This is a genomic window from Sphingobacterium suaedae, assembly GCF_042684625.1.
Taxonomy (GTDB): domain Bacteria; phylum Bacteroidota; class Bacteroidia; order Sphingobacteriales; family Sphingobacteriaceae; genus Sphingobacterium; species Sphingobacterium suaedae.
On the sequence record NZ_JBHULR010000004.1, the window covers coordinates 609,306 to 633,196 of the forward strand.

The 23,891-nt window shown below is 42.0% G+C and carries 21 protein-coding genes; 6 read left to right on the top strand and 15 right to left on the bottom strand.

The window, feature by feature from the left end:
• Positions 1–65: 65 nt before the first annotated feature.
• Positions 66–947, top strand: a complete 882-nt coding sequence (locus ACFSR5_RS12130) for a pirin family protein (protein ID WP_380904100.1) — start codon at positions 66–68, stop codon at positions 945–947.
• 29 nt (positions 948–976) lie between these two features.
• On the opposite strand, the gene ACFSR5_RS12135 is transcribed toward ACFSR5_RS12130, so the two are convergent.
• From ACFSR5_RS12135 to ACFSR5_RS12165, 7 genes are all read right to left on the bottom strand, one after another.
• The gene (locus tag ACFSR5_RS12135; protein WP_380904102.1) at positions 977–1,552 is read right to left on the bottom strand and encodes a hypothetical protein; all 576 of its coding nucleotides are present in this window, start codon (positions 1,550–1,552) and stop codon (positions 977–979) included.
• 1 nt (position 1,553) lies between these two features.
• Entirely contained in the window at positions 1,554–2,369 is an 816-nt protein-coding gene (locus ACFSR5_RS12140; protein ID WP_380904104.1) for a metallophosphoesterase family protein, read from the bottom strand.
• 146 nt (positions 2,370–2,515) lie between these two features.
• The gene (gene rpsA, locus ACFSR5_RS12145; RefSeq protein WP_380904106.1) at positions 2,516–4,450 is read right to left on the bottom strand and encodes a 30S ribosomal protein S1; all 1,935 of its coding nucleotides are present in this window, start codon (positions 4,448–4,450) and stop codon (positions 2,516–2,518) included.
• Between the two features lie 234 nt (positions 4,451–4,684).
• Entirely contained in the window at positions 4,685–5,653 is a 969-nt protein-coding gene (locus ACFSR5_RS12150) for a YihY/virulence factor BrkB family protein (RefSeq protein WP_380904108.1), read from the bottom strand.
• Positions 5,650–6,060: an acyl-CoA thioesterase gene (locus ACFSR5_RS12155; protein ID WP_380904110.1), complete on the bottom strand. Its 411-nt coding sequence runs from the start codon at positions 6,058–6,060 to the stop codon at positions 5,650–5,652. The genes ACFSR5_RS12150 and ACFSR5_RS12155 overlap by 4 nt, the downstream gene beginning before the upstream one ends.
• Positions 6,061–6,097: 37 nt before the next feature.
• On the bottom strand, positions 6,098–7,141 hold the full coding sequence (gene mltG, locus ACFSR5_RS12160) for an endolytic transglycosylase MltG (RefSeq protein ID WP_380904112.1): 1,044 nt from the start codon (positions 7,139–7,141) through the stop codon (positions 6,098–6,100).
• Positions 7,142–7,144: 3 nt separating this feature from the next.
• Positions 7,145–7,903 carry a PASTA domain-containing protein gene (locus ACFSR5_RS12165; protein WP_380904114.1) on the bottom strand — a complete coding sequence of 253 codons (759 nt, stop codon included), beginning with the start codon at positions 7,901–7,903 and terminating at the stop codon, positions 7,145–7,147.
• Positions 7,904–8,101: 198 nt separating this feature from the next.
• Between ACFSR5_RS12165 and ACFSR5_RS12170 the strand changes: the two genes are divergently transcribed.
• Positions 8,102–9,106 (top strand): D-alanine--D-alanine ligase family protein, encoded by a 1,005-nt coding sequence (locus ACFSR5_RS12170; RefSeq protein ID WP_380904116.1) that lies wholly within the window; start codon positions 8,102–8,104, stop codon positions 9,104–9,106.
• Positions 9,107–9,139: 33 nt separating this feature from the next.
• Here the strand turns inward: ACFSR5_RS12170 and ACFSR5_RS12175 are convergent, their stop codons facing one another.
• The 3 genes from ACFSR5_RS12175 to ACFSR5_RS12185 all read right to left on the bottom strand — a co-directional run bounded on the left by ACFSR5_RS12175 (position 9,140) and on the right by ACFSR5_RS12185 (position 13,676).
• Complete coding sequence (locus ACFSR5_RS12175; RefSeq protein WP_380904118.1) at positions 9,140–11,797, bottom strand: M14 family metallopeptidase; 2,658 nt, start codon at positions 11,795–11,797, stop codon at positions 9,140–9,142.
• A 528-nt stretch (positions 11,798–12,325) separates the two neighbouring features.
• Positions 12,326–12,820 carry a dihydrofolate reductase gene (locus ACFSR5_RS12180; protein ID WP_380904120.1) on the bottom strand — a complete coding sequence of 165 codons (495 nt, stop codon included), beginning with the start codon at positions 12,818–12,820 and terminating at the stop codon, positions 12,326–12,328.
• A 34-nt stretch (positions 12,821–12,854) separates the two neighbouring features.
• The gene (locus ACFSR5_RS12185) at positions 12,855–13,676 is read right to left on the bottom strand and encodes a thymidylate synthase (protein WP_380904122.1); all 822 of its coding nucleotides are present in this window, start codon (positions 13,674–13,676) and stop codon (positions 12,855–12,857) included.
• Positions 13,677–13,791: 115 nt separating this feature from the next.
• On the opposite strand from ACFSR5_RS12185, the gene mtaB reads away from it, so the two are divergent.
• Positions 13,792–15,114, top strand: coding sequence for a tRNA (N(6)-L-threonylcarbamoyladenosine(37)-C(2))-methylthiotransferase MtaB (gene mtaB / locus ACFSR5_RS12190; protein WP_380904124.1), 1,323 nt, complete (start codon positions 13,792–13,794; stop codon positions 15,112–15,114).
• A 43-nt stretch (positions 15,115–15,157) separates the two neighbouring features.
• Here mtaB and ACFSR5_RS12195 read toward each other — a convergent pair whose 3' ends face one another.
• Positions 15,158–16,054 carry an EamA family transporter gene (locus tag ACFSR5_RS12195; RefSeq protein ID WP_380904126.1) on the bottom strand — a complete coding sequence of 299 codons (897 nt, stop codon included), beginning with the start codon at positions 16,052–16,054 and terminating at the stop codon, positions 15,158–15,160.
• Between the two features lie 76 nt (positions 16,055–16,130).
• On the opposite strand from ACFSR5_RS12195, the gene ACFSR5_RS12200 reads away from it, so the two are divergent.
• From ACFSR5_RS12200 to ACFSR5_RS12210, 3 genes are all read left to right on the top strand, one after another.
• A complete protein-coding gene (locus ACFSR5_RS12200) occupies positions 16,131–16,727 on the top strand; it encodes a C40 family peptidase (RefSeq protein WP_380904128.1) in 597 nt (198 codons plus the stop codon).
• Between the two features lie 174 nt (positions 16,728–16,901).
• The gene (locus ACFSR5_RS12205; protein WP_380904130.1) at positions 16,902–17,318 is read left to right on the top strand and encodes a hypothetical protein; all 417 of its coding nucleotides are present in this window, start codon (positions 16,902–16,904) and stop codon (positions 17,316–17,318) included.
• A gap of 178 nt (positions 17,319–17,496) precedes the next feature.
• Positions 17,497–19,059 carry a calcineurin-like phosphoesterase C-terminal domain-containing protein gene (locus ACFSR5_RS12210; protein WP_380904132.1) on the top strand — a complete coding sequence of 521 codons (1,563 nt, stop codon included), beginning with the start codon at positions 17,497–17,499 and terminating at the stop codon, positions 19,057–19,059.
• A gap of 207 nt (positions 19,060–19,266) precedes the next feature.
• Here ACFSR5_RS12210 and ACFSR5_RS12215 read toward each other — a convergent pair whose 3' ends face one another.
• The 4 genes from ACFSR5_RS12215 to ACFSR5_RS12230 all read right to left on the bottom strand — a co-directional run bounded on the left by ACFSR5_RS12215 (position 19,267) and on the right by ACFSR5_RS12230 (position 23,889).
• The gene (locus ACFSR5_RS12215) at positions 19,267–20,601 is read right to left on the bottom strand and encodes a mechanosensitive ion channel family protein (protein WP_380904134.1); all 1,335 of its coding nucleotides are present in this window, start codon (positions 20,599–20,601) and stop codon (positions 19,267–19,269) included.
• 114 nt (positions 20,602–20,715) lie between these two features.
• The gene (locus ACFSR5_RS12220; protein ID WP_380904136.1) at positions 20,716–22,080 is read right to left on the bottom strand and encodes a nucleoside permease; all 1,365 of its coding nucleotides are present in this window, start codon (positions 22,078–22,080) and stop codon (positions 20,716–20,718) included.
• Between the two features lie 18 nt (positions 22,081–22,098).
• On the bottom strand, positions 22,099–22,719 hold the full coding sequence (locus ACFSR5_RS12225) for a bifunctional nuclease domain-containing protein (protein WP_380904138.1): 621 nt from the start codon (positions 22,717–22,719) through the stop codon (positions 22,099–22,101).
• A 195-nt stretch (positions 22,720–22,914) separates the two neighbouring features.
• Positions 22,915–23,889, bottom strand: coding sequence for an electron transfer flavoprotein subunit alpha/FixB family protein (locus tag ACFSR5_RS12230; protein ID WP_380904140.1), 975 nt, complete (start codon positions 23,887–23,889; stop codon positions 22,915–22,917).
• Positions 23,890–23,891 lie beyond the last annotated feature (2 nt).

Here is a 23,891-nt window from a genome sequence, read left to right on the forward strand (position 1 = left end):
CCAACCATTTTTGGTTGGGATTTTTATTTGTAACTTGTCGTAACGTTTAAAAAAGGATTGGAGTTATGTCAAATATTGATTTTATACAGGAAGAAAAAGCTGCAGATATTGGAAATTTTTTGGTTGGTCGTCTATTGCCTTTCCGTCAAAAGCGATCCATCGGCCCTTTTGTATTTATTGACCATATGGGGCCGGCATGTCTTGCGGATTACGAAAATTTGGATGTTCCTCCACATCCACATATTGGACTATCGACCTTGACCTATCTTTTTGAGGGAGCTATTATGCATCGGGACAGTTTGGGGACCGAGATTGAAATACAACCAGGAGCGGTCAACTGGATGACAGCTGGAAAAGGGGTAACACATTCAGAACGGACGCCTGATTATCTGCGGCAACGAGATAAATTTTTACATGGCTTACAGATCTGGGTGGCTTTACCCAAAGCATTGGAATTTATGGAACCGGCATTTTTTCATGTGGAAGAACATGATATTCCGGCATGGACATATAATGGAGCAGCTTATAAGCTAATAGCTGGTGAGGCATTCGGGAGACGTTCAGCTGTACCGGTATACTCTCCACTATATATGATTGAAATTAAATCGTCAACAGAAACTACCATTGATATTGGTTCTGAACTTTTTGGAGAGAGTGGTCTTTATATTTTGGAAGGTGAAGTGGAAAATCAAGGACATCGGTACGGCGCAAAGCAAATCCTCATTACAAAAGATGCCCATTTGTGTTTATTTACGATGAAACCCAACACGACCGTTTACATTTTCGGAGGGGAGCCGTTTCCCGAAGAGCGATTTATTTTCTGGAACTTTGTGGCTACGGATAAGGCAATCATTGAACAAGCGAAAGAGGAGTGGCGGGAGCATCGTTTTCCGAAGGTTATTCATGACGATGGCTACGTGCCGTTACCTGAATCAAAATTGAAATAAGGGTAGGTCTTTAATTGGCAGATATAAGGCTATTTGAGATGATATACCAATCCTACGCCTATATTCCAAATTTCATTAAAATCGATCGAGCGGGTGTTTTTAGCATAGTTGATGACGCGCTTTTCTGTTGTGCCAAGCTCGTAATATATTCCCCATTTTTTGTAGCGGATTTCGCTTCCAACGAAGACGCCAACATTTAATGCCGTGGGAAAATAGTAGTACCCTTTGTCGTAATATTCGGGAAGGCCGAGGAAGTATTTATTGCCTAAGGAATAGTTGAAGAGCATGCCTGTATGAAACCAATTGACGTGTACGCCGTTTCCATACTGTCTGTTGATCGGCGTGTACTTGCCTTTGACTGTTAATGAATGAATGGGATCGTCTGCATAGTCGCTGGGCACGATACCGTAAAGTAGATCTGCTTTCCATTTTTGGTTGGGCGTGACATAGCCCACGCCTACGGCAAACATGCCGATATTTCCAGCATATTGCAATTTTATATCGTTGGGCAGAATGTGGTGAAGCAGACTGTCCCTATTGAAACGTTGCGCTTGAAGCTCGGAAGATAAAATCAATAAGAGAATAATAGGATATAAAACACGCATATTAATAGAATAGCTCGTGAACAGTGATGATGGTATCCGCTACATTTACTTGCACATAAGAGCGCTTGAGGAGGGTCGGCGCGACGAGATAAGGTACGCCGTCAGAAAAGGGTTTGGTGTGTTCAAAGGTGTGTGTGTGACCATGAATCGATAACCGCGTATTGGTTGCCTGAGCAAATAGTGATGCTAGTGCTGTCGTCTTTTGTTGATCAAAATCGTAAGAAACAGGGGAAATATGTGATAGGTAGATAATATTTTTCTTGTGTCGCAAGGTGTTGATTTGCTGTTCCAGCCAATTTAGATTGGGAAGGCTACCGTCGAAGGCGAGCTCGCGGGAATTCGAGTTAAATACAACAAAAGCGGTGCTGCCATATTCAAACGTGAATTCCTCTGTTCCGAAATAACGACGATATATTTCTCGACCATTTCCCAACATGTCGTGGTTCCCGATTGTTGCTACGACGGGAAACTTTAGCTTCCGGATGTCGTCGTAGTAAAGATTATATTCGAAGTTCGCACCGTAGTCTGTGAAATCTCCACCGTGTAGCACGAAAGCAATGCTGTCGCTGGATCGTGTATTGGCATGTTTAACGAAGTCTTCTAGTTCGTCGTAAGCAATTTGTGTATCGGAAATAACAAGAAAGGAGAACGTATCTTTAGGAGCAAGTGCTGTTATTTTAGCGATCGCTTTATTATTTAAATTGTTTGCTAATGGCTTTACTTCCAAAACAGAGTACTGAAAGTTGCGTTTGCAAGCTACAAAAAGTGCAGAAAATAGGACGAGACCTAACCATGCAATGTGTCGGATTGTATTCATGTAGTTTTACTAGATGTTTGGACAACTATGAAGCTACAATGTTAGGTATTTAATTATTTACTTTGTAAATCAAAAAGTCAGTTTTTGGTCAATAAAAAAATCCCTGACCATTGGTCAGGGATTTGAAAGTATGTGGAAGAATCTAATTATTTAGATTTCTTTTCGTCACCTTCCATTTGCTCTTTCAATTGAGCAAGAACGTCTAAATCACCTAAAGTAGATTTCTCAACAGAGTCTTTTACTTTTTTTACAGCTGAGTTAGCAGCTTTCGCTTCTTTCTTACGAGCATTGAATTCTTCAATACGCGCTTCAGCTTTTTGGTCTTCCCAAATACGTGAGTGTGAGATTACTAAACGTTTGTTTTCTTTATTGAACTCGATGATTTTGAAGTCAGCTACTTCGTCCACCTTCAATGCAGAACCATCTTCTTTTACAGAGTGCTTGTTCGGGCAGAATCCTTCAACACCATATTGTAGAGCTACGATATCACCTTTGTCTCCAACTTTGATAACCGTACCTTCGTGTACAGATCCTTCTGTAAAGATCGTTTCAAATGTATCCCATGGGTTTTCTTCTAGTTGTTTGTGACCTAGAGATAATTTACGGTTTTCTTCGTCTAATTCAAGAACCACAACATCTAATTTCTCACCAACTTTAGTGAACTCATTCGGGTGGTTGATCTTCTTAGACCAAGACAAATCAGAAATGTGGATTAATCCATCGATTCCATCTTCTAGTTCTACGAACACACCGAAGTTTGTCATATTTTTAACAATTGCAGATTGCTTAGAACCAACCGGGTAGCGTTCTGTAATGTTCTTCCATGGATCTGGGGTCAATTGTTTAATACCCAGGCTCATCTTGCGATCGTCGCGATCTAACGTCAAGATTTCCGCTTCGATTTCATCACCTACTTTCAAGAACTCTTGAGGAGAACGTAAGTTTTGAGACCAAGACATTTCCGATACGTGAATCAGACCTTCTACACCAGGGATGATTTCAAGGAACGCACCATAATCTGCTACGGTTACGATTTTACCTTTTACTTTGGAACCAACTGTTAATTCGTTATCTAAAGACTCCCAAGGATGTTCTGATAATTGTTTTAAACCTAATGCGATACGTTTTTTCTCATCATCAAAGTCTAATACAACCACGTTGATTGTTTGATCTAAAGCGAGTACTTCTTTTGGATGCTCAATGCGACCCCAAGAAATATCTGTAATATGAAGTAAACCATCCACACCACCTAAATCGATGAATACACCGAAATCTGTGATATTTTTAACTGTACCTTCTAGTACTTGACCTTTTTCTAATTTTGCAACGATTTCAGATTTTTGGTTTTCTAAATCGTCTTCGATCAATACTTTATGTGATACAACAACGTTTTTGAATTCGTGATTGATTTTCACTACTTTGAATTCCATTGTTTTACCAACATATACATCGTAATCGCGAATTGGCTTAATATCGATTTGAGATCCAGGTAAGAAAGCTTCTACACCTTTGATATCTACGATCAAACCGCCTTTTGTACGGGATTTTACGAAACCGTCAATGATTGCATCATTTTCCAATGCTTCGTTGATTGCTTCCCAAGATTTTTGTGTTTTAGCACGTTTACGTGACAATACCAATTGACCATTTGCATCTTCTTGAGACTCTACAAATACGTCTACTTTATCGCCAACCTTCAAGTCAGTTAAGTCGCGGAACTCAGATAATGCTACAAGACCGTCTGATTTGAAACCAACGTTCAAAACAACATCTTTGTTATTGATCGATACCACTGTACCTTCAATAATTTCACCTTGGTTGATTTGGTTGAACGTACCTGCATATTGTTCTTCTAATTTTGTACGTTCTGCTTCGCTGTAGTTACCGAAAGCTTTTTCATCAAGATCCCAATCGAAATCACCTGTCGGTGTATTCCATGTGTTAGATTTGATTTCGTCGATTAATTTTGAATCTGCTTCAGACTCGATTTGTTCAGTGTCTTTCACTACTTTAGTGTCAGCACCTTGTAGCTCTGCGTTTTTCGCCGCTAACTCTTTTTCTGCTTCTTGTTTTTTTGCCATTAATTATTTTTTCTCCTTTTCCCTACATTGTAGGGACTGCAAAAATACGAAAAACTTTTATATACAAGAGATTAAGTGAAAAAAAAGTAGCTTAATTCTTTTTTCTAATTTTGTTGTCGTTGGGAAGAGCTGTATTCCACTAATGTTTGTGTCTTTTGTTGCCTTGGTTAGTACTGAATTACGTGCGGCAAGGTTTGTGTAGTGGCGTGTTCTAAGAAAGATGCTTGAGAAGTCCTAACTTTTGAAGGAATTGTAGACACGAGGCTTTACGATTTTGATGCTTTGTTTAGAAAGTGCGATGGCTGCGTTCAGTTCGAATCCGATGAGGAGAATGAGTGAATTTAAGTACATCCAAATCATCATTACGATTAGCGTTCCAATAGACCCATACAGTTTATTGTAAGCTCCAAAATGATTGATGTAAAACGTAAATCCAGAAAACGTGAGGATGGCTAAGATAGTCGCTAAGCTTGCTCCAGCATTTAAGAACTTCCATTTTTTGGAGTCGCTCGGGCCGAACTTGTACAACATGCTGACAGTAATGAAGTAAATGCCAAACAATACAATCCAACGGGATAAAGTCAGGATAAACGTCCAGAACCAGGATAAATCGTAATCAATGTATTTCTTTAGATAATTGATTACAAGTCCGGTCCCGGTAAATATACCAATACCGACGGCTAAAGCAACCACAATGGCTACGGAAAGCCCGATAGCGGCTAAGCGTCTTTTAAACCAGGTGCGTTTTTCCTTCGAGAGGGAGGCTTTATTGAATGCCATCATTAACGTAGTCATTCCATTGGTAGCAAAAAAAGTGGCTAGTAAAAAACCGATAGACAGTAGGCCTGAATTCTGATTTTTAACGATATCGATCAATGTGGTTTGAAGAAATTCGTAGGCATTATGTGGAAGCGCGACCTGTATGAGTTCCAATAGCTTTTGCTGAAAGTTGTCGACGGGGATGTAAGGGATTAATGTAAAGAGAAATAGAATGCCTGGGAATATCGCCAACATAAAGTTGTAGGCGAGGGAGGACGCTTTGTTTAATATGGACTCCCGAGCAATCTCTTGAAAGAAAAAAGTGAATACCGTGTACAGAGGTAAGGAACCAAAGCCAGGAATAATAGCAGTTTTCGTCCACTCGATAAAACGATCGTAGGGTTTTAGACGTAGTAGAGAATGATGTATTTTTTTTTGCATCATGTTTGAAAAAAAGGCTCCATTTTCTCTTGGAAGATCTGTGGTGCCCGACATGGTTTATTTTTTTTCATGTCCACAAAAACCAGCTGGGTAGAGCCTGTATTCAAAAGTATACCTTGTTGGTTAAATACTTCGTATTCGAATTTGATCCGCACCAACGGCTTCTCGCGGATATATGTCTTCACCGTAATGAGGTCGTCGTAACGAGCGGGTTGATAGTATTTGCAGGTGAGGTCAGTGACTGGGAGCATGACCCCTATCTCTTCTAATTCCCGATAAGAAATTCCTGTACTTCGAAGCATTTCTGTTCGTGCTACTTCGTAATAAGATGCATAATTGCCGTAATACACGTAGCCCATTTGGTCAGTCTCTGCATATCGTGTTCGGATTTTGGTTTCGTGTATAAACATGAAGGATAAATAAATGTCAAATTGAGTTCTGTACGTTTTACCGCTTAATATTGCGCGCATCTAATGCCCGCTGGAATTTTCGCGCATTGACCAAATGTTCGGCTTCTGTCTTGGCAAAGTTATGGTAGCCCGAAAAGTCGTCTTTGGCGCACATATAGATATAATCATGTTGACTGTGATTTAAAACCGCGTCAATAGAGGCAATACTTGGTAACATAATTGGCCCAGGAGGTAGTCCGCGATAACGGTAAGTATTGTAAGGGTTGTCTATGGTCAAATGTCTATTTAAAACCCGGCGGATAGTAAAATCATTGTTTGCAAAAATAACCGTGGGATCTGCTTGTAACAACATTCCTTTTTTGAGACGGTTTACATATAGGCCGGCTATTTCCGGCATTTCGTCTTTGTGCAAGGCTTCTCCCTTGACAATGGACGCTAATATGCTAACTTCTTGTGGCGAGAGATTCAGGGCTGCCGCCTTGTCTTGGCGTCCGGTAGACCAAAACCTATTATATTCGTCGTGAAAACGAGCGACGATTTTAGCGGGTGGTGTATTCCAATAAATTTCATAAGTATTCGGTATAAACATACTGAAAAAATTGTCGGAAGTAAATCCATACGTTTGCGCAACTTCTTTGTTATTGAGGATCTGCAGGAATGTGGCGGAGTCGGCCTCGAAATTTTTTCCCAACAGCGCGGCGAAGTTTTCTTTTAACCGTACATTCTCAAATCGAAATTTAACAGCTTCTTGATAACCACCTCTTAAATTGCCGATAAGACGTCGGTTGGACATTCCCTCTGACAACTTATACCGTCCTGGTTTCACCATCTTTGGATAGTCCATCGTTTGTGCCACGTAATCAAAGAATTTGGCGTTTTTGACGAGTTGTTGTTCTTCTATTTCTCTCAGTACATCGGCGTATGTGTCGCCCGTACGTACATATAAATAATCCTGATTTTTAGTGACGCTCGGCCCCATAAATGCCTGGTAAGCTATCCATGCCGCAGCGGCCCCCAGCCCCACTACGAGTATGATAATGACCTTCAACGCCTTTGGGAGCCCTTTTTTTCTATCTGTCATGTGTTAGTTGTTAGATAACGTTAAATTGACGGCGGTTCCGATACTGACGATGCCTGCCGTTGTATCAGGCAGTTGGCCAACGACTTTCGCTGCGAGAGAGTCGGCGATACTACCCGCGTAAGTCACGGAACCTAAATTTAAACCTACGCCAGTTAGCGCGAACTTCGCTTCGTCTAGGGATAAGCCTATTAGATTAGGCATTTCCACCTCATTGGCTCCCCTACCGTTTCCTAATACCAATGTTATTTTTGATCCTTTCGGAACCATGCGTCCTGCTTTTAGGGGTTGGCCAGCAAACTTAACATCCAGTACGACGTCTCGTGCAATATCTGCTATATAAACGGTGTCGCCAACCTTTAGTGATTGGTTTCGCAGCATAGCTGATGCTTCGATAAATGTTTTATCGATGATGTTTGGGAAAGCTACATCAGGAGGTACTTGCGTGATCACCGTTAGATATATTGTTCGGCCGGTTTTTACATGTGCTTTGGGTTCCGGGTCTTGTTCGATGACCAAGCCTGGTTTCATGTCCATTTGGTAAACGGAATCCACATAGTATTCTAGATCCGCACGTTCAAGCGCGTCAATAGCCTGATTGATATGCATTCCTTTCACTTGTGGAACTTCAATCGATACCCCGTGTTGAGTATATGCCCGCAAACCGAAGTAAATTCCCAAAAATAGCAGGACAATGACTACCAGCGCAGCAATAAGGTTCTTTCTAAAAGTATCTGTTTTTAGATACATTAACAGTTTTGACATGTATTCTTTTTGAGATGTTAAAGAGCAATTTTAAAGCCAGTTGGCTTATCGATGCTGCAAATTTCTGTATTTAATATAATAGCAAAATTATTCGTTTTTCCGTGGAACGCAAATTATATTTGTTCAGCTTTAACAATATTTAGGAAACTGACGCGTGAATAGCATATCGTGTGCTCAGTAGCCATGGAAAAAATACGCATGAAAAGAAAAGTAGCATTAGTAACTGGAGGGTATACCGGCGAGGCCGAAATTTCGTTTAAAAGTTCGGCATTTGTCCACGAGCAACTGGACTCAGAGCGATACGAGATTTACCCCATAACGATCGCCTTGGATTCTTGGTTTCACGTGAATGAAGCTGGAGTGAAAATACCAGTGAATCGGGAAGATTTCTCATTGACGATCGGTGAACATATTGTTCGGTTCGATGTGGCATTGATCATGCTTCATGGGACACCGGGAGAGGACGGCCGGTTGCAGGGATATTTTGACATGATTGGTTTGCCATATACCTCCTGTGGCGCATTGACGTCCGCTTTAACAATGAACAAAGGATATACCAAAGCGATCTTAGCGGATATTCCTAAATTGCATATAGCGAAGTCTGTTTTATTGTTTGAGGCTCATCGTGCTCAGGCTGTAGAAATGGTGGAACGTACCCTTTCTCTACCATATTTTGTCAAACCAAATGCGGGAGGAAGCAGTATCGGTATGACCAAGGTTAAGGAACGTGCAGAATTGCCCGTTGCATTGGATAAGGCTTTTGACGCTGCCAACACAGGTCATCAGGTGCTGGTGGAGGAGTTTGTAACGGGCAGGGAGTTCTCGCAGGGAGTTTTTCGCAATGCGGCGGGTGAACTTATTGTGCTTCCGGCGACCGAGGTACGTACTACACGGGAGTTTTTCGATTTCGAAGCGAAATATATTCCGGGTTTAACCGAAGAGATCACCCCTGCCGACTTGACTACCGAACAACAAGAACGCGCTGCACAAATTATTCAGGAGATTTATGTACGTTTAAACTGTCGGGGAATGATTCGTGTTGATTTCTTTTTGGAAAAGGGTACCAATAAATTTTATTTCATAGAGATCAATACTATCCCGGGACAGACGGCGCAAAGTTTTATACCGCAACAGGTGCGGGCATATGGAATGAAGGAAGGTGATTTTTATGCAGAGTTGATTGAAGCAGCATTGACGCAATAAAAAAGAGCGCATTGCGCTCTTTTTTATTGGTGATTATCGATACAATTGATTAAACAATAACCTAAAGGTGCCATGCGTTTGGGCTCGGAACGTGATGTCGGGCGTAAAGACTGTCAATTTTCCCTTTCCTAGATTTTTTTCGAATGCAATTACACCGTCTTGTAAATATCTTTCTCCCCAAGACCAGCCGCTTTTTAGTACACGCGGGGCATCAAACCATACTAATGGCGTAATCGATTTATCAATGATCCGATATACGCTGTTATTGTTGAAATAAAGATCTGCATATTCTTCGTAACCCCATGTGGCGGCTGTCTGTGTATTCACTTTTGCGGTAAGCACGGAGCCGGGCGTGTAAAAGATGGAGCGTGATAGCGGGTTTTGTAAAGAGTCGACCAAGGCACTTTCCACACCGAGGTCAAGATGCTGGGCGAGGGCATCGCTGCTTCCTAGTGTGATAATACGCCCGCCTTGTTCCAAAAACTGTTTGATCCGGGGGAGCGCTTTCCGGACAGATGTTCGTCCCCACTGGGTGTCGTACGGTGCGGGAATGGAGGCTGGTACGGAGTCGTTTTCTGTGGTTTTGTTTGTCTGCACGTCGGTCGGGATGGCGTGGGCAGGTAAAATTAGCACGTCAAAACGTTGACGTAGGTCCTGATCGTTTAGATCAGGCGAATAGAATCGGGCATGCTTATATTGAAAGGACTCTAATAGAAAACGCAACCAGCCCGATTGCATAGATCCCCCGTAGTTGTCCCAAAGCCCAATGCGTAGAGGACGGACTTCTTTTGCGTTTTTTGGACATTGAGACGCACCAAACATTTGCAAGGAGGCGTGTGGGCCCACGACGTCTAGCCAAGCCGAACGCTGGATATAAAAATCGCCGTTCCTGTCGTCGCGGAGGACTTTTTTCTCTGCGTGTAAGAGTGTGTTAACCATTTGAAAGACATCATTTTGCGAAGATGGGAGACGGAAGAAACGTGTTGTTGGCAGCTGTTCGTAGCTAAATGTAACGTCTGATCCGAAGGGTAAAGGGGTAAATGGTCCCTCAAAATCGTCTAATATTCGATCGAATTGTATATGCATCAAATAAGCTAGTGTCCATCCTGCGGCGTCATATGGAGGAACGGGAGGTCCGCCAGGATACTCGAAATCGTTGGGATGGTCTTGTGGCTCAAACATGTCTAAAACGTGAGGACGGAACGCTTGATCCGTTTTAACTACGTAACTTTTTTCTGGATAGGCCTTTCCGTTTACCTGAAAAGAAGTTGCAGCCTGCTGTATCCGAATGCCGTTGCGGGAAAGAGCCGTTAAGAATTTGCAGACGGTAGCCATGTCGGGTTGGTCGGCGGGGATAATGTACCCTCTGGGATCCCGTAGGCTATTGTCCTTATACAAGGAATCCATAAACCCATTAGGCATGTAGCGTCCAGCAGCAAGACTGCTATCCAGACGCTTGCTCCGTGCGTAGGCACTGTCAATTACCGCGATTTTACTTGGAGAGAGGGACCATGTATCTTTTTGGCCTTTTTCAATAGCGTTTCTTCCCATACGGTATATATTGAAGAGTAGTTCGCGCCGATATTTGGACGCGTAATTCATGACAGCATAATTCAGCGATGTTGAATAATCAATAGATTGTCTAAAGTACCAGGTTTGTGGAAGGACTGGGTTATGTGTATTGCTGTTTGGGAGTAGACGGGACGTAACCAAAGGTATGTCAAAAGGCGAGGGGCCTCCGATAATTTCTGTAAGAAGACCTACCGTATTATGAAAATACGTGGTCGTTCTCAATCCTCCGTTATACCATGTAGAAAATACCGAACCGCCTCGCTGGGTATACCCCGGTTTGTTTTCTGCATTGAGCCTTGTCGACATGGCGGCTCCCAGTGCTTCGATTTCGGTAATTAGAAGGGGATCAAATACATAATTGAAGGGATCCCGGTAGGGCGCGCCGGCAACAACTGCACCGGCGGGAGCCGTCTGGTGATGGTTGTACATAATCTGCGGATTCCATTCGATGAAAAGCTGCCGGGCGATATTTTGGGATTCTTTTAAATTCAGCATGAAAAAATCACGGTTGTTATCATGTCCGGCATATTTTTGATACAGCCGAGGCAGGTTGGCTATGGATCTCTTTTCGGGTTGAGCCTCGCGCATATACCAGTTCGACACAAGTTCTTGTCCGTCAGGATTTGCATGTGTTAATAGAATAATGCTATTGGAAAGAATTTCCAGTGTTTCGCGGTCTTCATTCGACGCCAGAAGATAGGCCAGTTCAATGAGCTGATGCATACCTACTGTTTCTGTCGCGTGCAAACCGCCATCGATCCATACGACTGATTTTCCCTCGTCGGCTAATTGTAGCGCTTCTTGTTCCGACAGCTCTGCCCGGGCTAATTGTTGAGCGATCTGTTTATAGCGCTCGAGGTGCTTATGGTTGGATGGCGAAGTAAAGACAAGCATCATTTGCTCACGGCCTTCTTCTGTTTTTCCAATCACGGTATATTTGATTCGATCGGAACTTTCGGCGAGCTTTTTAAAATAGTGTTCAGTTTGCTCGAACGTGGCTAATTGATAGTTATCCCCTATATGAAATCCGAAGTGTTCCTTTGGAGAGGGAATCTGGGCATGGCTAGATAAAAAGGACAACGTGAGGAACAGTAGCGTAAGTAATTGATATTTTTTCATATGTGCAAAGGTTAGTTAGTTTCTGCTGCGACAACGTATGGTTCATGAAGGGACCTAAACTATGAATTTCCGTGGTTCCTGTTTGATGTATATCGCATGTTGATGCTATTCCTGATACAAGAATCGGATTTGGATTTTAGAAAGCGGATGTCACGTTTTGGTAGTCGTATATGCATACTGTCATTGTAAATCTCATTTATGAACCACTAAAGAAAGCAAAAATTGACGCCATTTTTTTTATGTATAATGGACATACTGTGGACGGTTGTGAAAATATCAAGAAAGATCGAACAGGTAGGAAAAGTTACTGAAGTGCAGCGTGCTTCCATCTCTCGATCTATTTGTGTATATAGAATTTGAACGTTGTTATTATTGGTATGGCAAAGGATAGTGTCAGCCCGTTCCAGATAGACGTGTAATAGATTGCCTAAAAAAATGTGATCTATTAGATCGTGTACCATAGCGAATCATGCTAATTGTTTGTTTACGATAAATATATGGTTGGCGCCGTTTTTTTTGGCATGCCATTTAGAAACGTTCCCAGATTTGGAATGTGAAATCGTAGGCGTGTCGATCATCCTTTGGGTGCTCTCGTTTGCTGCTCAGTTTCCATTCTGATGAAGGAAGTTCGGGAAAATAGGCATCTCCTTGGATTGAAGCATGGACTCTCGTTAACAGTACTTTTTGGGCAAGGGCTAATGTTTGCGCGTAGACGTTTGCACCCCCTATAATAAAAATCTCTCGTTCATCTCGGCAATACGTAAGTATTTCAGGTATGGAGTTGGCTACATCCACATCTTCTGCTAGCCATTCTTGATCTTTAGTCAGTACAATATTCCGCCGTTCGGGTAGGGGCTTTCCGATAGATTCATAGGTTTTTCGTCCCATAATGATGGAGTGTCCCAAGGTTTGCTGTTTAAAATAGCGAAAGTCGTCTGGTAAATGCCAGAGCATTTGGTTGTTTTTGCCGATTGCGTTGTTTTCTGAAGCGGCCACAATTAGCGTTATTTTTAGATTACCCATGTGTTCTATCGTCTACAGTTGAAATAGTGTTTTATTAAACCGCTACAGGCGCTTTAATATGTGGATGAAAGGTGTAATTTTCCAATTCAAAATCTTCAAATTTAAAGTCAAAGATATCACGTACTTCTGGACTAATTCTCATCGTAGGAAGTGGTTTAGGATCTCTCGTTAATTGAAGTTCTGTCTGTTCAAAATGGTTGCTATAGATATGTGCATCGCCTAATGTATGGATGAAGTCTCCTGCTTCCATATCACAGACTTGGGCAACCATCATGGTCAGCAACGCATAAGAGGCGATGTTGAACGGTACGCCTAAAAAAATATCGGCACTTCGCTGATATAACTGACACGATAAACGTGGTTTTGTCACGCCTTTATCCGGCTCGGCGGGTGAGACGTAAAACTGAAAAAATGCGTGACAGGGAGGCAGTGCCATATGCTCGATTTCCGCCACATTCCAAGCCGAAACAATAATCCTTCTGGAATCTGGTGATTTCTTTATTTGTTGGATAACTTGACTGATTTGATCGATATGATGTCCGTCGGGTGTGGGCCAAGAGCGCCACTGTGACCCGTAGACTGGACCTAAATTACCATTATCGTCAGCCCACTCGTCCCAGATACTTACCCCATTATCTTTGAGATATTTAATATTGGTGTCGCCTTTCAGAAACCAGATCAACTCGTGGATAATCGAACGCACGTGTAGTTTTTTAGTAGTTACCAATGGAAATCCATGTTGAAGGTTAAACCGCATTTGATATCCAAATACACTGCGCGTCCCTGTTCCCGTCCGATCTGTTTTGTCGACCCCGTTTGTATATACATGTTGCAGTAAATCTAGATATTGTTTCATAATGAAAAGTGAAAAAAGTATGACTACGAAGATAACCGTTTTTAGATCATTACAATATCACAATTTTTCAACAACTCACATATTGGGACTTTTTGTGTATTTTTGCACCCATATCATGAATAAAAAAGTTGCTTTTTATACATTAGGATGTAAACTGAACTATTCAGAAACATCTTCTATTGGTCGGATTTTCCAGGATGCTGGTTATGAAACTACGGCGTTTAATAGTCCTGCTGACGTGTATGTGATTAATACATGTTCAGTGACAGACAATGCTGATAAAAAGTGTCGCAAAGTGGTCAAGGAGGCCTTGAAGCATTCGCCAAATGCGTATATTACGATTGTGGGCTGTTATGCACAGTTGAAACCTCGAGAAATCGCTGAGATTCCCGGTGTAGATATGGTGTTGGGGGCTGCAGAGAAATTTAACATCATTGCGCATATTAATGATTTGACAAAGCGGGAAAAGGCAGTTGTTCATAATGCACCGATCGACGAAACGCATCAGTTTGTATCAGCTTATTCGATTGGCGACCGCACCCGGACATTTTTGAAGGTTCAGGACGGATGTGATTATTCCTGTACATTTTGTACTATTCCTTTGGCGCGCGGAGAAAGTCGATCGGGAAAGATTGATGATATTGTGCGTCAAGCTGAAGAAATAGCAGCATCTGGTGTGAAAGAAATTGTACTTACCGGCGTTAATATCGGCGATTTTGGAATTCGCAATGGTAAACGGCAAGACCGGTTCCTAGATCTTGTGCTGGCGTTAGATGAGGTAGACGGTATAGATCGTATCCGTATCTCCTCCATAGAACCGAACTTGCTATCAAATGAAATCATTGAGTTTGTGGCCCGATCTAAGCGTTTCGTGCCGCACTTCCATATGCCGCTGCAGTCTGGAAGCAATAACGTGTTAGGAATGATGCGCCGTCGTTACAAACGCGAGTTGTATGCGGAACGTGTGGCGAAGATCAAGTCGTTGATGCCGGATTGCTGTATTGGTGTTGATGTTATAGTCGGTTTTCCCGGAGAAACGAGAGAAGATTTTTTCGACACGTACAACTTTCTGAATGAAATGGATATTTCGTATTTGCACGTGTTCACCTATTCGGAACGAGAGAATACGATTGCTGCACAGATGGAGGGCGCTGTGCCAGGTGTTCAACGGAGTGATCGCAGCAAGATGCTACATATCTTATCGGAAAAGAAACGGCGGGCATTTTATGAAACCCAATTGGGTAGGATAGGTCATGTCTTATTTGAAAGCGATGTAAAGGACGGATATATGCACGGATTTTCCAAGAATTATGTGAAAGTACGTTACTTATATGATCCGTTATTGGTCAACGAGCTTATACCAGTGAAGTTTACTTCGATATCGGTTAATGGAGAGATGGATGTGGAAGAATTGCCAGCATTATTAACACACGGGTAACGCCTTGGGTTGACATGCGTGTTTTCAGATAAAGGAGCGGTTTCTACGAGCTCGGTTTCTTTTGGATATTCAAGAAAATGACGACGAGCAATATACATCCGACGCCCACTAACTGTATGAAGGATACGTTCTCCTGTAGCACCACGTTGGACATACATACCGCGACAGGAAGTTCTACGGCGCTTAAAATACTGCCCAATGAGACGCCCGTTTTTGGTATTCCGTAAGCAAAAAGGACAGGTGGAAGTACCGTGCCGAATAGCGAGAGTAGCAATCCATAGGGCCATAGTGTTCTTAGTGTTTGACTGTCGAAAATAGAGAGAGGTTGCAAGGTTAGAAAAACGAAAATAAATGCTCCGGACACCATTAATGCACTTTTTTGTAGAGGAGGATAGTCGTTTCCCACGCGACCGTTAACAATAATGAAAATAGCGTAAGCTGTAGCAGCGGCGAGTCCATAGCCCAGGCCTAGCACATCTAGTTGCTGTAAATCTTGTTCTAGTAGTCCGGTAGCCAACGCGGTCGCACCCAAGATGATAACAATACCCAATAAGAGTTTGATTGTTGGTCTTTGTCCAAATAATAGGAACTCGATCAACTGTCCGATCCATATGTATTGCATGAGGAGCACGATGGCAAGAGATGCAGGCACCAACTGTACGCATTTGTAATATAATATGCTAACTGCTCCGGTAGATAGCCCGCTAAATATAATGAGCCATTTGGGACTCGACGAAGCATATCGATGGAAATATTTTGGGTTGATCCCAGCTAGTAAACCTAGGGCGATCCAAAGAAAAAGCATGCCGAATAAGGCTTGAATACCGGTTACTTCTCCTAAATTAAACCCTTGTGCGTAGGCTTTTTTTACGAAGGTTGAAAGAATACCAAAGCTGGCTGCACCAAGAAAAACAGCGAGAATACCTTTAATCTTATCCATTACTGAAATTTCGCGCAAGTTACAAAAATAGTCGTTTAAACTTGTGTTAACTGTATTTTAGAATTACATTTGTTACATGGTCAGTCTATCCAACAAATTCAGTCTTTCTTTGCTTGGTTTCCTCATCGCCACTATTTTATTGTCTTCTTGTGGAGCACGAAGAAAGGGCGTTTACGGCGGACGGTCCCATCCCGGTTCTTCTAAAGGCGTGTTAACCGACGCGAGTGATGCGCGTAGTAAAACATTGACTGGAACCAAGATGGATCGGTATGCTGCATTATTGGGTGTGTCGTCCAGAGACTTGGGCAATGCCTCCCTTTATTATTTTATTGACAGCTGGATGGGCAGTCCTCATCGTTTAGGGGGAATGGAAAAGTCGGGCATCGATTGCTCTGGTTTTGTTGGTATATTATATAGAGAAGTGTATGGAAAAAACCTCCCGCGTAGTTCGAGGGATATGAGCAACAACGTGAAACGTCGATATGAAGAAGATCTTCACGAGGGGGATCTTGTCTTCTTTTCATTTGGCGGGAAGAACATCGATCATGTTGGGGTTTATTTACGTAATAATAAATTTGTTCATGTATCCACTCGAAAAGGAGTGATTATATCCGACATCAAAGATACGTGGTACTATAAATACCTTGTGCGTTGTGGAACGCCTAAAATCTAACATTTAAATTACAAAATTGCTATAAATCTAAGTATAGTCGGTATTTAAGTTCAGCCTTTATGCTTATTTTTGCGACATATTAAAATTGACATGAGTAAAAAGACAAGGGCTATTTTTTTGGGACTATGTATTATTGGGTCTTTTTTTATCTATTGTGTTTTTTATTATTCCAATATGATCAAAAATGCACCTTATCGTTTTTCGGATTTCGAATATCTGACGATACAATATGGTGTGCGTGATTCCATATTAAATAGCTTTAACTCAGCAACTCAGGAGTATCAATATTTGAATAAACAAAATGAGGTCGTCAAGAAAAAATTAAAATTGACTGATGACGACTTGCTTTATCTGCATCGTAAGGCAATGGAGATGGGATTTTGGAATGTGGATGATGATATGACGACACCTCGGAAAGATTCATTGGAAGGGCGTGATATTCCGCGTTATATTTTAGAATATAAGTATAAAGAGAAAGGGAAAAAAGTAACTCTGGATGCTGATTATCCAGGGAATCAGAAGATGAAAGACGCAGCGAAAACAACCATAGAGAAAGTTTTAGACATGATCAATGTGGCAAATGCCCGCTAAAGAATAACGGCAATTTTTGATACCCTCCAATTTATGTTGGAGGGTATTTTATTTTACAGAATGTAAGACTTCCTTATACTACGCTTCTGTTTACACGATCGTAACGTGAAATTAATCGTTTATTTACATTATCTTTAAGTGTGAAAACTAAGTTTGCTGCAAATAAATCAATGTACTTATGAAAAAAATATACGGTGCGCTTCTCGCATGTGCCCTTTCAGGCACAGTATTCGGCCAAGAGACGGCGAAGGGGATAGTTTTCGTGGATGCCAATGGCAATGGCGTGCGGGACAGAAAAGAAATAGGCCTAGCAGGTGTTAGCGTGAGCAATGGGATGGATGTGGTTCAGACCGACAAAGACGGACGGTATACATTGCCGGTAAAGAACGATAATATCTTGTTTGTGGTTAAGCCTAGTGGATACGCGTTTGCGGTAGACGCTGACAACCATCCGAAATTTTATTATATCCACAAACCACAGGGATCGCCGCAATTAAAATATGCTGGTGTTGCACCTACGGGACAACTGCCGAAATCCGTGGATTTTGCATTGCGCAAAGTATCGGAACCAATGCAATTTTCTGCCTTCGTTTTTGGCGACCCCCAAGCTTACACTGCGGAAGAGATGGAGTTCTTTCGACGCGGCGTTATCGACGAAGCAAAACAGCGTAAGGGACCATTATTTGGCATTAGCCTAGGAGACCTTGTCGGAAACGATCTAAGCTTGCATCCTAGTTATAAGCAAACGGTAGGGCAGATGGGGTTACCATGGCATAATGTTATCGGAAATCATGATCTAAATTTTGATGTAGAGCAGGATTCGTTATCAGACGAAGGCTTTGAGAAGATGTTTGGCCCGGCCAACTATGCATTTAATGTCGGAAATGCACATTTCATTGTTCTGGACGACGTACTCTATCCGCATCCTACGACAGGAAAGGGATACCAAGGTGGTTTCAGAAAAGATCAACTGGATTTCATTGCCAATAACCTGCGTTTTGTTTCGAAGGATAAATTGATTGTTCTGGCCTTCCATATCCCATTGAATCCGGACAACAACGCTTCGTTTCGTAATGCTGATAGGCAACGTTTATTCGATTTGTTGTCCGAATATCCACACACCCTTTCCCTATCGGCGCACACACATTTCCAGCAGCAAAACTATTATACGACAGCCCATGGCTGGAAGGGGGATCGTCCTCATCACGAATACAACGTGGGCACAACATCGGGCGACTGGTATTCGGGACAGCTCAACGAACAGGGTATTCCGGTGTCGACTATGCGGGACGGGACACCTAAAGGGTACGCTATCCTGTCTATTGATAATAATAAATATACCTTTGACTATAAGGTGGTTGGTAAAGACGATCAGTATACTATTGGCTTATTCGGGCCGGCTGTCGTTTCGGCAAAGTATACTGCCCGCTATCCACTGTATGCGAACTTTTATATAGGAGCAACAGATAACGTGGTTCGATACCGCATTGGGGATGGAAAATGGAAAGAGATGGAACGCATAGAAGAGGGGGATCCAGTGTATGTAAGAGATTTGTTGGATTTTGATGGGGCTATGGCACTAGTAGCGGGGCGTCGCCCCTCTGATGCGGTTCCGTCTACACATTTGTGGCGTCTGAAATTACCTCGTTTGAAGGAGGGGAGACATGTGGTTGAGGTGGAAGCAAAAGACATGTTCGGACGGATGCACACGGCAAAGCAGGAAATCACAGTGGTACCCTAGTTCTGGCCTGTCTTTAATTTTAATGAGAAGCTAATATTGAATTAATATAAAAATTGCACTTTTGTTTTAGAGTAATTTTTGTTCATAGTGTTATGGTTAATGTTAAGCCTGTTGTGAAATATGCTGAAACAGAAAAATTTGTTTTCATACAAATAAGAAAAGGTCGTCGAGAGACGGCCTTTTTTTATTTGCTTTACGTTCTTCTCTTTAAGTAAGTTGATCTTCCTCCCGTAGGGAGGTGCATATCTTGAACTCAAGGAGTTTGCGTAGGTCATCAGATGCGGGCAGTTCAAATATTTCCAAATCGAAATATTTAATCGCAGCAAAGAGGTGGTCAAATATATTGGCCATGGCATTTTCGTAGAATGTCCATTCTGTGCTCGTTGTAAACATATATAGTTCTAAAGGGAGTCCATGTTCCGTGGGCGGGAGCTGCCTGACCATGAGCATTTTTTCTTGATGGATATCCACCAAGTTTTTTGCGTACCGCGTAATATAGGCACGGAATAAACCTATGTTTGTCATTCGACGTCCGTTAACCGGCATAGTTGGATCTGCTTTGGTTCGTTCGTTGTAGATTTGAATTTCTTCATTTCGTTGTTGAATGTACGGCGCTAAGATCTGTATTTTGCGGAGGCCCTCAATTTCCTCTTCGGAAAGATAGCGAATTGATGAAATTTTGATGTTAATTGCACGTTTAATGCGGCGCCCACCAAACTGTCGCATACCGCGATAATTTTTAAAGGAATCTGTCAGCAGTGTATGGGTCGGAATTGTAACAATCGTTTTGTCGAAATTCTGTACCTTGACATTATTCAAATTGATTTGGACAACGTCGCCATCCGCGCCGTATTTGGTCATCTCAATCCAATCTCCGACACGGACAGAATCATTCGCCGAAACCTGTATACTGGCAACAAAGCCTAAGATAGTGTCTTTGAACACAAGCATGAGGATAGCGGATGCAGCTCCTAAAGAAACTAGAAATGACCAAGGCGAACTGCCCGTGATAATAGAAAATATTATCGTTCCGGCAATAAAAAGTAGTACAATTTGTGCAACCTGCAGATAGCTATCGAGCGGTTTGTCATAAAATGCCTTCGATGTTTTCAAGATATCCCTAAGTGTTTTTAAAAGACCATTGACCAAACGAAGCACGGTGATGCATATACCTATTGAAAGAAACTTCGTCAGTACTGCGGTGAAGGAAGGAAAACCTAAAAATACGGTAGGCAAGAGAATTTGTGCAAAAGATAGCGGAATTAAATGACTGATAAGACTGATAACTTTATTTTGCAGTAAAAAGTCATCCCAAGTTGTCGTGGTTCTGTTAATCAATCGAATAAATAGGGTACGGAGTATTTTTCGGACGATGTAATCCAAAAGTAAAAGTGTAATTAAACTTACCATCAACAAAGCTGCTGTGGTAATTAGATGTGTTGTTTGATCGTTAAGACCTATTTGTTCGATTTGTTGTAATGTCCATTCGTAGAGTTTGCTGGTTTGTGTGTTTGTTATGTTAATAAAGTTTGCTTTTTCCATATTAACAGACAAATATACAAAAATCGGTCGAGTCAGGGACGAGAGGCCTATGTCCGGGAACTCTTTATATCCTAAACCACTCTATGCACATGATGAATGACATAAAAGACCTTATTAGTTCGAGGAAGGCCGCTGGTGTTTATGTTTGAAGAAAACTGCGAACAGTAGGGCAATAACGAATGTATAGCCTGCGAAAGCAAGCCATATATGATGCCAGTCTTTGAGTAGGATATTTCTGTTTAATGCGCCGTTTTCCAGGACGCTTACACCTCGGCTTTGAACAAATTCCAACAATGTCGTGTTGGTGTTTTTGGTTTGTAGGTAAGTGGCTAATGAAGAAATATCGGAAAAGTGTAAGGTGAAATAATGATCGATCACCCAACCTGAGATCAAGCTACCTAGCACTGCTCCAAAACCATTGGTCATCATCATAAATAAACCCTGAGCAGAACTTCGTATATGCGAATTAGTTGAGGTTTCGACAAATAATGACCCTGATATATTAAAGAAGTCAAAAGCCATACCGTAGACAACACAAGACATGATGATCATCCATAGTCCTGCGCTCGGGTCACCATAGCCGAACAATCCAAAACGGAGTACCCAAGCAAACATAGAAATCAACATTACTTTCTTTATCCCAAATCGTTTAAGAAAAAATGGAATGGCCAGGATAAATAGTGTTTCTGAAATTTGAGATATCGACATAATAATTGTCGAATATTTGATGACGAAAGAGTCAACATATTGTGGATAAAATTTAAATTCATCCAAAAAGACGTCACCATAAGCATTTGTAAGCTGTAGGGCTCCTCCCAAAAACATCGAAAAGATGAAGAATAACGCCATTTTATAGTTGCCGAATAGCTTAAATGCTTCCAATCCAAAGGTTTGAACCAAAGATCGGTTTTCTCTGTTAATGTTGCGTGGTGGACATTTAGGGAGTGTGAGTGCAAACATACTTAGTGCGAAAGCTGCCCCTCCAGCAATGTTGAATTGATGACCAGTTGCTTTGTTTCCGGTTAGGTTCACTAACCACATCGCTGCGATAAAACCTATGGTGCCCCAAACGCGGATGGGAGGGAATGCTTTGACCAAGTCATAGTTGCCAGTGATCAGCGCTGTATACGAGATGGAATTGGAAAGGGCTAATGTAGGCATGTAGAAGCACATAGCTAATAACATGATATAAAAGAAAATTTGGGGATCGCTTACAAAAGGCAGATAAAAGAGTGTTGCAGCGTACGATAGATGGAGGATACTATACAATTTTTCTGCATGAACCCATCGATCTGCAATTATGCCCATTATCGTCGGCATAAACAGTGATGCGATTCCCATGGTTGCGAAGATAGCACCAAATTGTGTTCCGTCCCATTGTTTGGTGCCAAACCAATAATTAGCAATTGTAATTAACCAAGCTCCCCACACAAAAAACTGAAAGAAGCTCATGACGGTTAACCGTAATTTAATTGACATAGAAGCGTTGTTAGGTAATTATGATTTTCGTCTTTCGATCTCGTCCCGAATTTTGGCAGCGGTTTCGTACTGTTCGGCTTCAATTGCCTTGTTGAGGCTTGTTTCCAGCTGTTCGTCGCTTAAATGCGCATAGGGTGACTTGGGTTCGTCTTCCAGAACAGGATCCTTGTGCAATGTGTTTTCTTTTGGAGGAAGATTTTCTATATTTTCCAAAAATGCAAAATCGTTGCTTTCGATAATGATTCCAGCTGCATCCATAATAAAATCGTAGGTAAACACCGGCGCTCCAAAACGAACCGCCAACGCTACTGCATCAGATGTTCTAGAATCCAGCTCGATGGTTTTATCCCCATTTGAGCAAATCAGCTTTGCGAAGAATATACCGTCGACGAGGTTATAAATTAATACCTCTTGAATGTTGATTTGAAAGTTGTCGGCAAAGGTCTTGAAGAGATCGTGCGTCAGAGGTCTGCTGGGCTGCATTTTTTCAATTTCTACCGCAATTGCTTGTGCTTCGAAACCTCCGATGATAATCGGAAGGCGGCGATTGCCTCCTATTTCTCCTAATACCAACGCATACGCTCCGGATTGTGTTTGACTATACGATAACCCAACTATATCTAATTTGATTTTCTTCATTCTTAAAGCCTTACAGTACTACAAAGATGTAAATATTCGCGACAAAATAAAAACCCTGTGGCTCAAATCTCGTAATAATCAGTTGCATAAATTGTGAAGCGCGCTATTTCGTATTGTTGCCATCTGCTGATTTGCTAAAAAAAAGACCAGACATCGCAAGGGTGTCCGGTCATTCACTTTGTTTCAATATGTTGTTTAGTGGATGTTATGTGCTTTAAGCGCTTCAATGAGTTGTGGAACAACCTCGAAGGCATCACCGACAATGCCGTAGTCGGCCACTTTAAAAAAGGGGGCTTCAGGATCTTTATTAATGACGACAATGGTTTTGGAGGAGCTGACTCCCGCAAGATGCTGAATAGCTCCTGAAATGCCGATCGCTATATATAAACTAGGACTTACAGCGAGTCCTGTCTGTCCGACGTGCTCGGCATGTGGGCGCCATCCGGCATCGGAAACAGGTTTCGAGCAAGCAGTTGCAGCACCCAATACATTCGCTAACTCTTCGATCATTCCCCAGTTTTCTGGCCCTTTAAGCCCACGTCCGGCAGATACGACAATATCTGCTTCAGGCAAAGAAACCTTATCTGTAGTACGCACGATATCCTTAATAACGGTCGAGAAGTCGGTGGTATTTATGGATGGTTCGTATGCTGTTATCTCCGTAGACACCGGAGACTCCTTTACCTCGAACACATTTGGCGTTAAGGCAATGACCTTAGTTGTTGTGCGGAGCTTATCCGTTGCTATCGCTTTACTGGAAAAAACAGACTTCTTAATTTGCCAAATATCGGCTTCGATGATTGGAAGAGAGATGGCACCGTCTGCCAAAGCTGCTCCAAGCTTTGCTGCAATACGAGGCGCTAATCCTTTTCCACTGAACGAGTTCGATAACACAATGGTAGTTGCCTGCAAATGCTTCGCGACATCTGCAATCACAGCTGCATAGGCTTGGTTGACAAACTGTTTCAACCGACCGGAATCAACTTGTACTACGTGAGATATCCCATATGTTCCTAACTTCTCAAGTGACTCCTGTTCTACTTGCCCAATGCTGAGCGCAGCAACTGTTTTTCCTGTTAGATCGCCAATCGCTTTGGCATAGGTTAATGCCTCAAAGCCAGACTTTTTAAACGCGCCGTCAACGTTCTCTATATATACTAAAACTGACATAA

What these genes read in the sequence shown, in the direction of transcription:
- ACFSR5_RS12165 (WP_380904114.1), bottom strand. Translation starts at nt 7,903, where the DNA reads ATGTCAAAACTGTTAATGTATCTAAAAACAGATACTTTTAGAAAGAAC.
- ACFSR5_RS12155 (WP_380904110.1), bottom strand. Translation starts at nt 6,060, where the DNA reads ATGTTTATACACGAAACCAAAATCCGAACACGATATGCAGAGACTGAC.
- ACFSR5_RS12180 (WP_380904120.1), bottom strand. Translation starts at nt 12,820, where the DNA reads ATGGGTAATCTAAAAATAACGCTAATTGTGGCCGCTTCAGAAAACAAC.
- ACFSR5_RS12210 (WP_380904132.1), top strand. Translation starts at nt 17,497, where the DNA reads ATGAAAAAAATATACGGTGCGCTTCTCGCATGTGCCCTTTCAGGCACA.
- ACFSR5_RS12200 (WP_380904128.1), top strand. Translation starts at nt 16,131, where the DNA reads ATGGTCAGTCTATCCAACAAATTCAGTCTTTCTTTGCTTGGTTTCCTC.
- ACFSR5_RS12175 (WP_380904118.1), bottom strand. Translation starts at nt 11,797, where the DNA reads ATGAAAAAATATCAATTACTTACGCTACTGTTCCTCACGTTGTCCTTT.
- mtaB (WP_380904124.1), top strand. Translation starts at nt 13,792, where the DNA reads ATGAATAAAAAAGTTGCTTTTTATACATTAGGATGTAAACTGAACTAT.
- ACFSR5_RS12170 (WP_380904116.1), top strand. Translation starts at nt 8,102, where the DNA reads ATGAAAAGAAAAGTAGCATTAGTAACTGGAGGGTATACCGGCGAGGCC.
- ACFSR5_RS12150 (WP_380904108.1), bottom strand. Translation starts at nt 5,653, where the DNA reads ATGATGCAAAAAAAAATACATCATTCTCTACTACGTCTAAAACCCTAC.
- ACFSR5_RS12130 (WP_380904100.1), top strand. Translation starts at nt 66, where the DNA reads ATGTCAAATATTGATTTTATACAGGAAGAAAAAGCTGCAGATATTGGA.
- ACFSR5_RS12215 (WP_380904134.1), bottom strand. Translation starts at nt 20,601, where the DNA reads ATGGAAAAAGCAAACTTTATTAACATAACAAACACACAAACCAGCAAA.
- ACFSR5_RS12230 (WP_380904140.1), bottom strand. Translation starts at nt 23,889, where the DNA reads ATGTCAGTTTTAGTATATATAGAGAACGTTGACGGCGCGTTTAAAAAG.
- ACFSR5_RS12220 (WP_380904136.1), bottom strand. Translation starts at nt 22,080, where the DNA reads ATGTCAATTAAATTACGGTTAACCGTCATGAGCTTCTTTCAGTTTTTT.
- ACFSR5_RS12140 (WP_380904104.1), bottom strand. Translation starts at nt 2,369, where the DNA reads ATGAATACAATCCGACACATTGCATGGTTAGGTCTCGTCCTATTTTCT.
- rpsA (WP_380904106.1), bottom strand. Translation starts at nt 4,450, where the DNA reads ATGGCAAAAAAACAAGAAGCAGAAAAAGAGTTAGCGGCGAAAAACGCA.
- ACFSR5_RS12185 (WP_380904122.1), bottom strand. Translation starts at nt 13,676, where the DNA reads ATGAAACAATATCTAGATTTACTGCAACATGTATATACAAACGGGGTC.
- ACFSR5_RS12135 (WP_380904102.1), bottom strand. Translation starts at nt 1,552, where the DNA reads ATGCGTGTTTTATATCCTATTATTCTCTTATTGATTTTATCTTCCGAG.
- ACFSR5_RS12225 (WP_380904138.1), bottom strand. Translation starts at nt 22,719, where the DNA reads ATGAAGAAAATCAAATTAGATATAGTTGGGTTATCGTATAGTCAAACA.
- mltG (WP_380904112.1), bottom strand. Translation starts at nt 7,141, where the DNA reads ATGACAGATAGAAAAAAAGGGCTCCCAAAGGCGTTGAAGGTCATTATC.
- ACFSR5_RS12195 (WP_380904126.1), bottom strand. Translation starts at nt 16,054, where the DNA reads ATGGATAAGATTAAAGGTATTCTCGCTGTTTTTCTTGGTGCAGCCAGC.
- ACFSR5_RS12205 (WP_380904130.1), top strand. Translation starts at nt 16,902, where the DNA reads ATGATCAAAAATGCACCTTATCGTTTTTCGGATTTCGAATATCTGACG.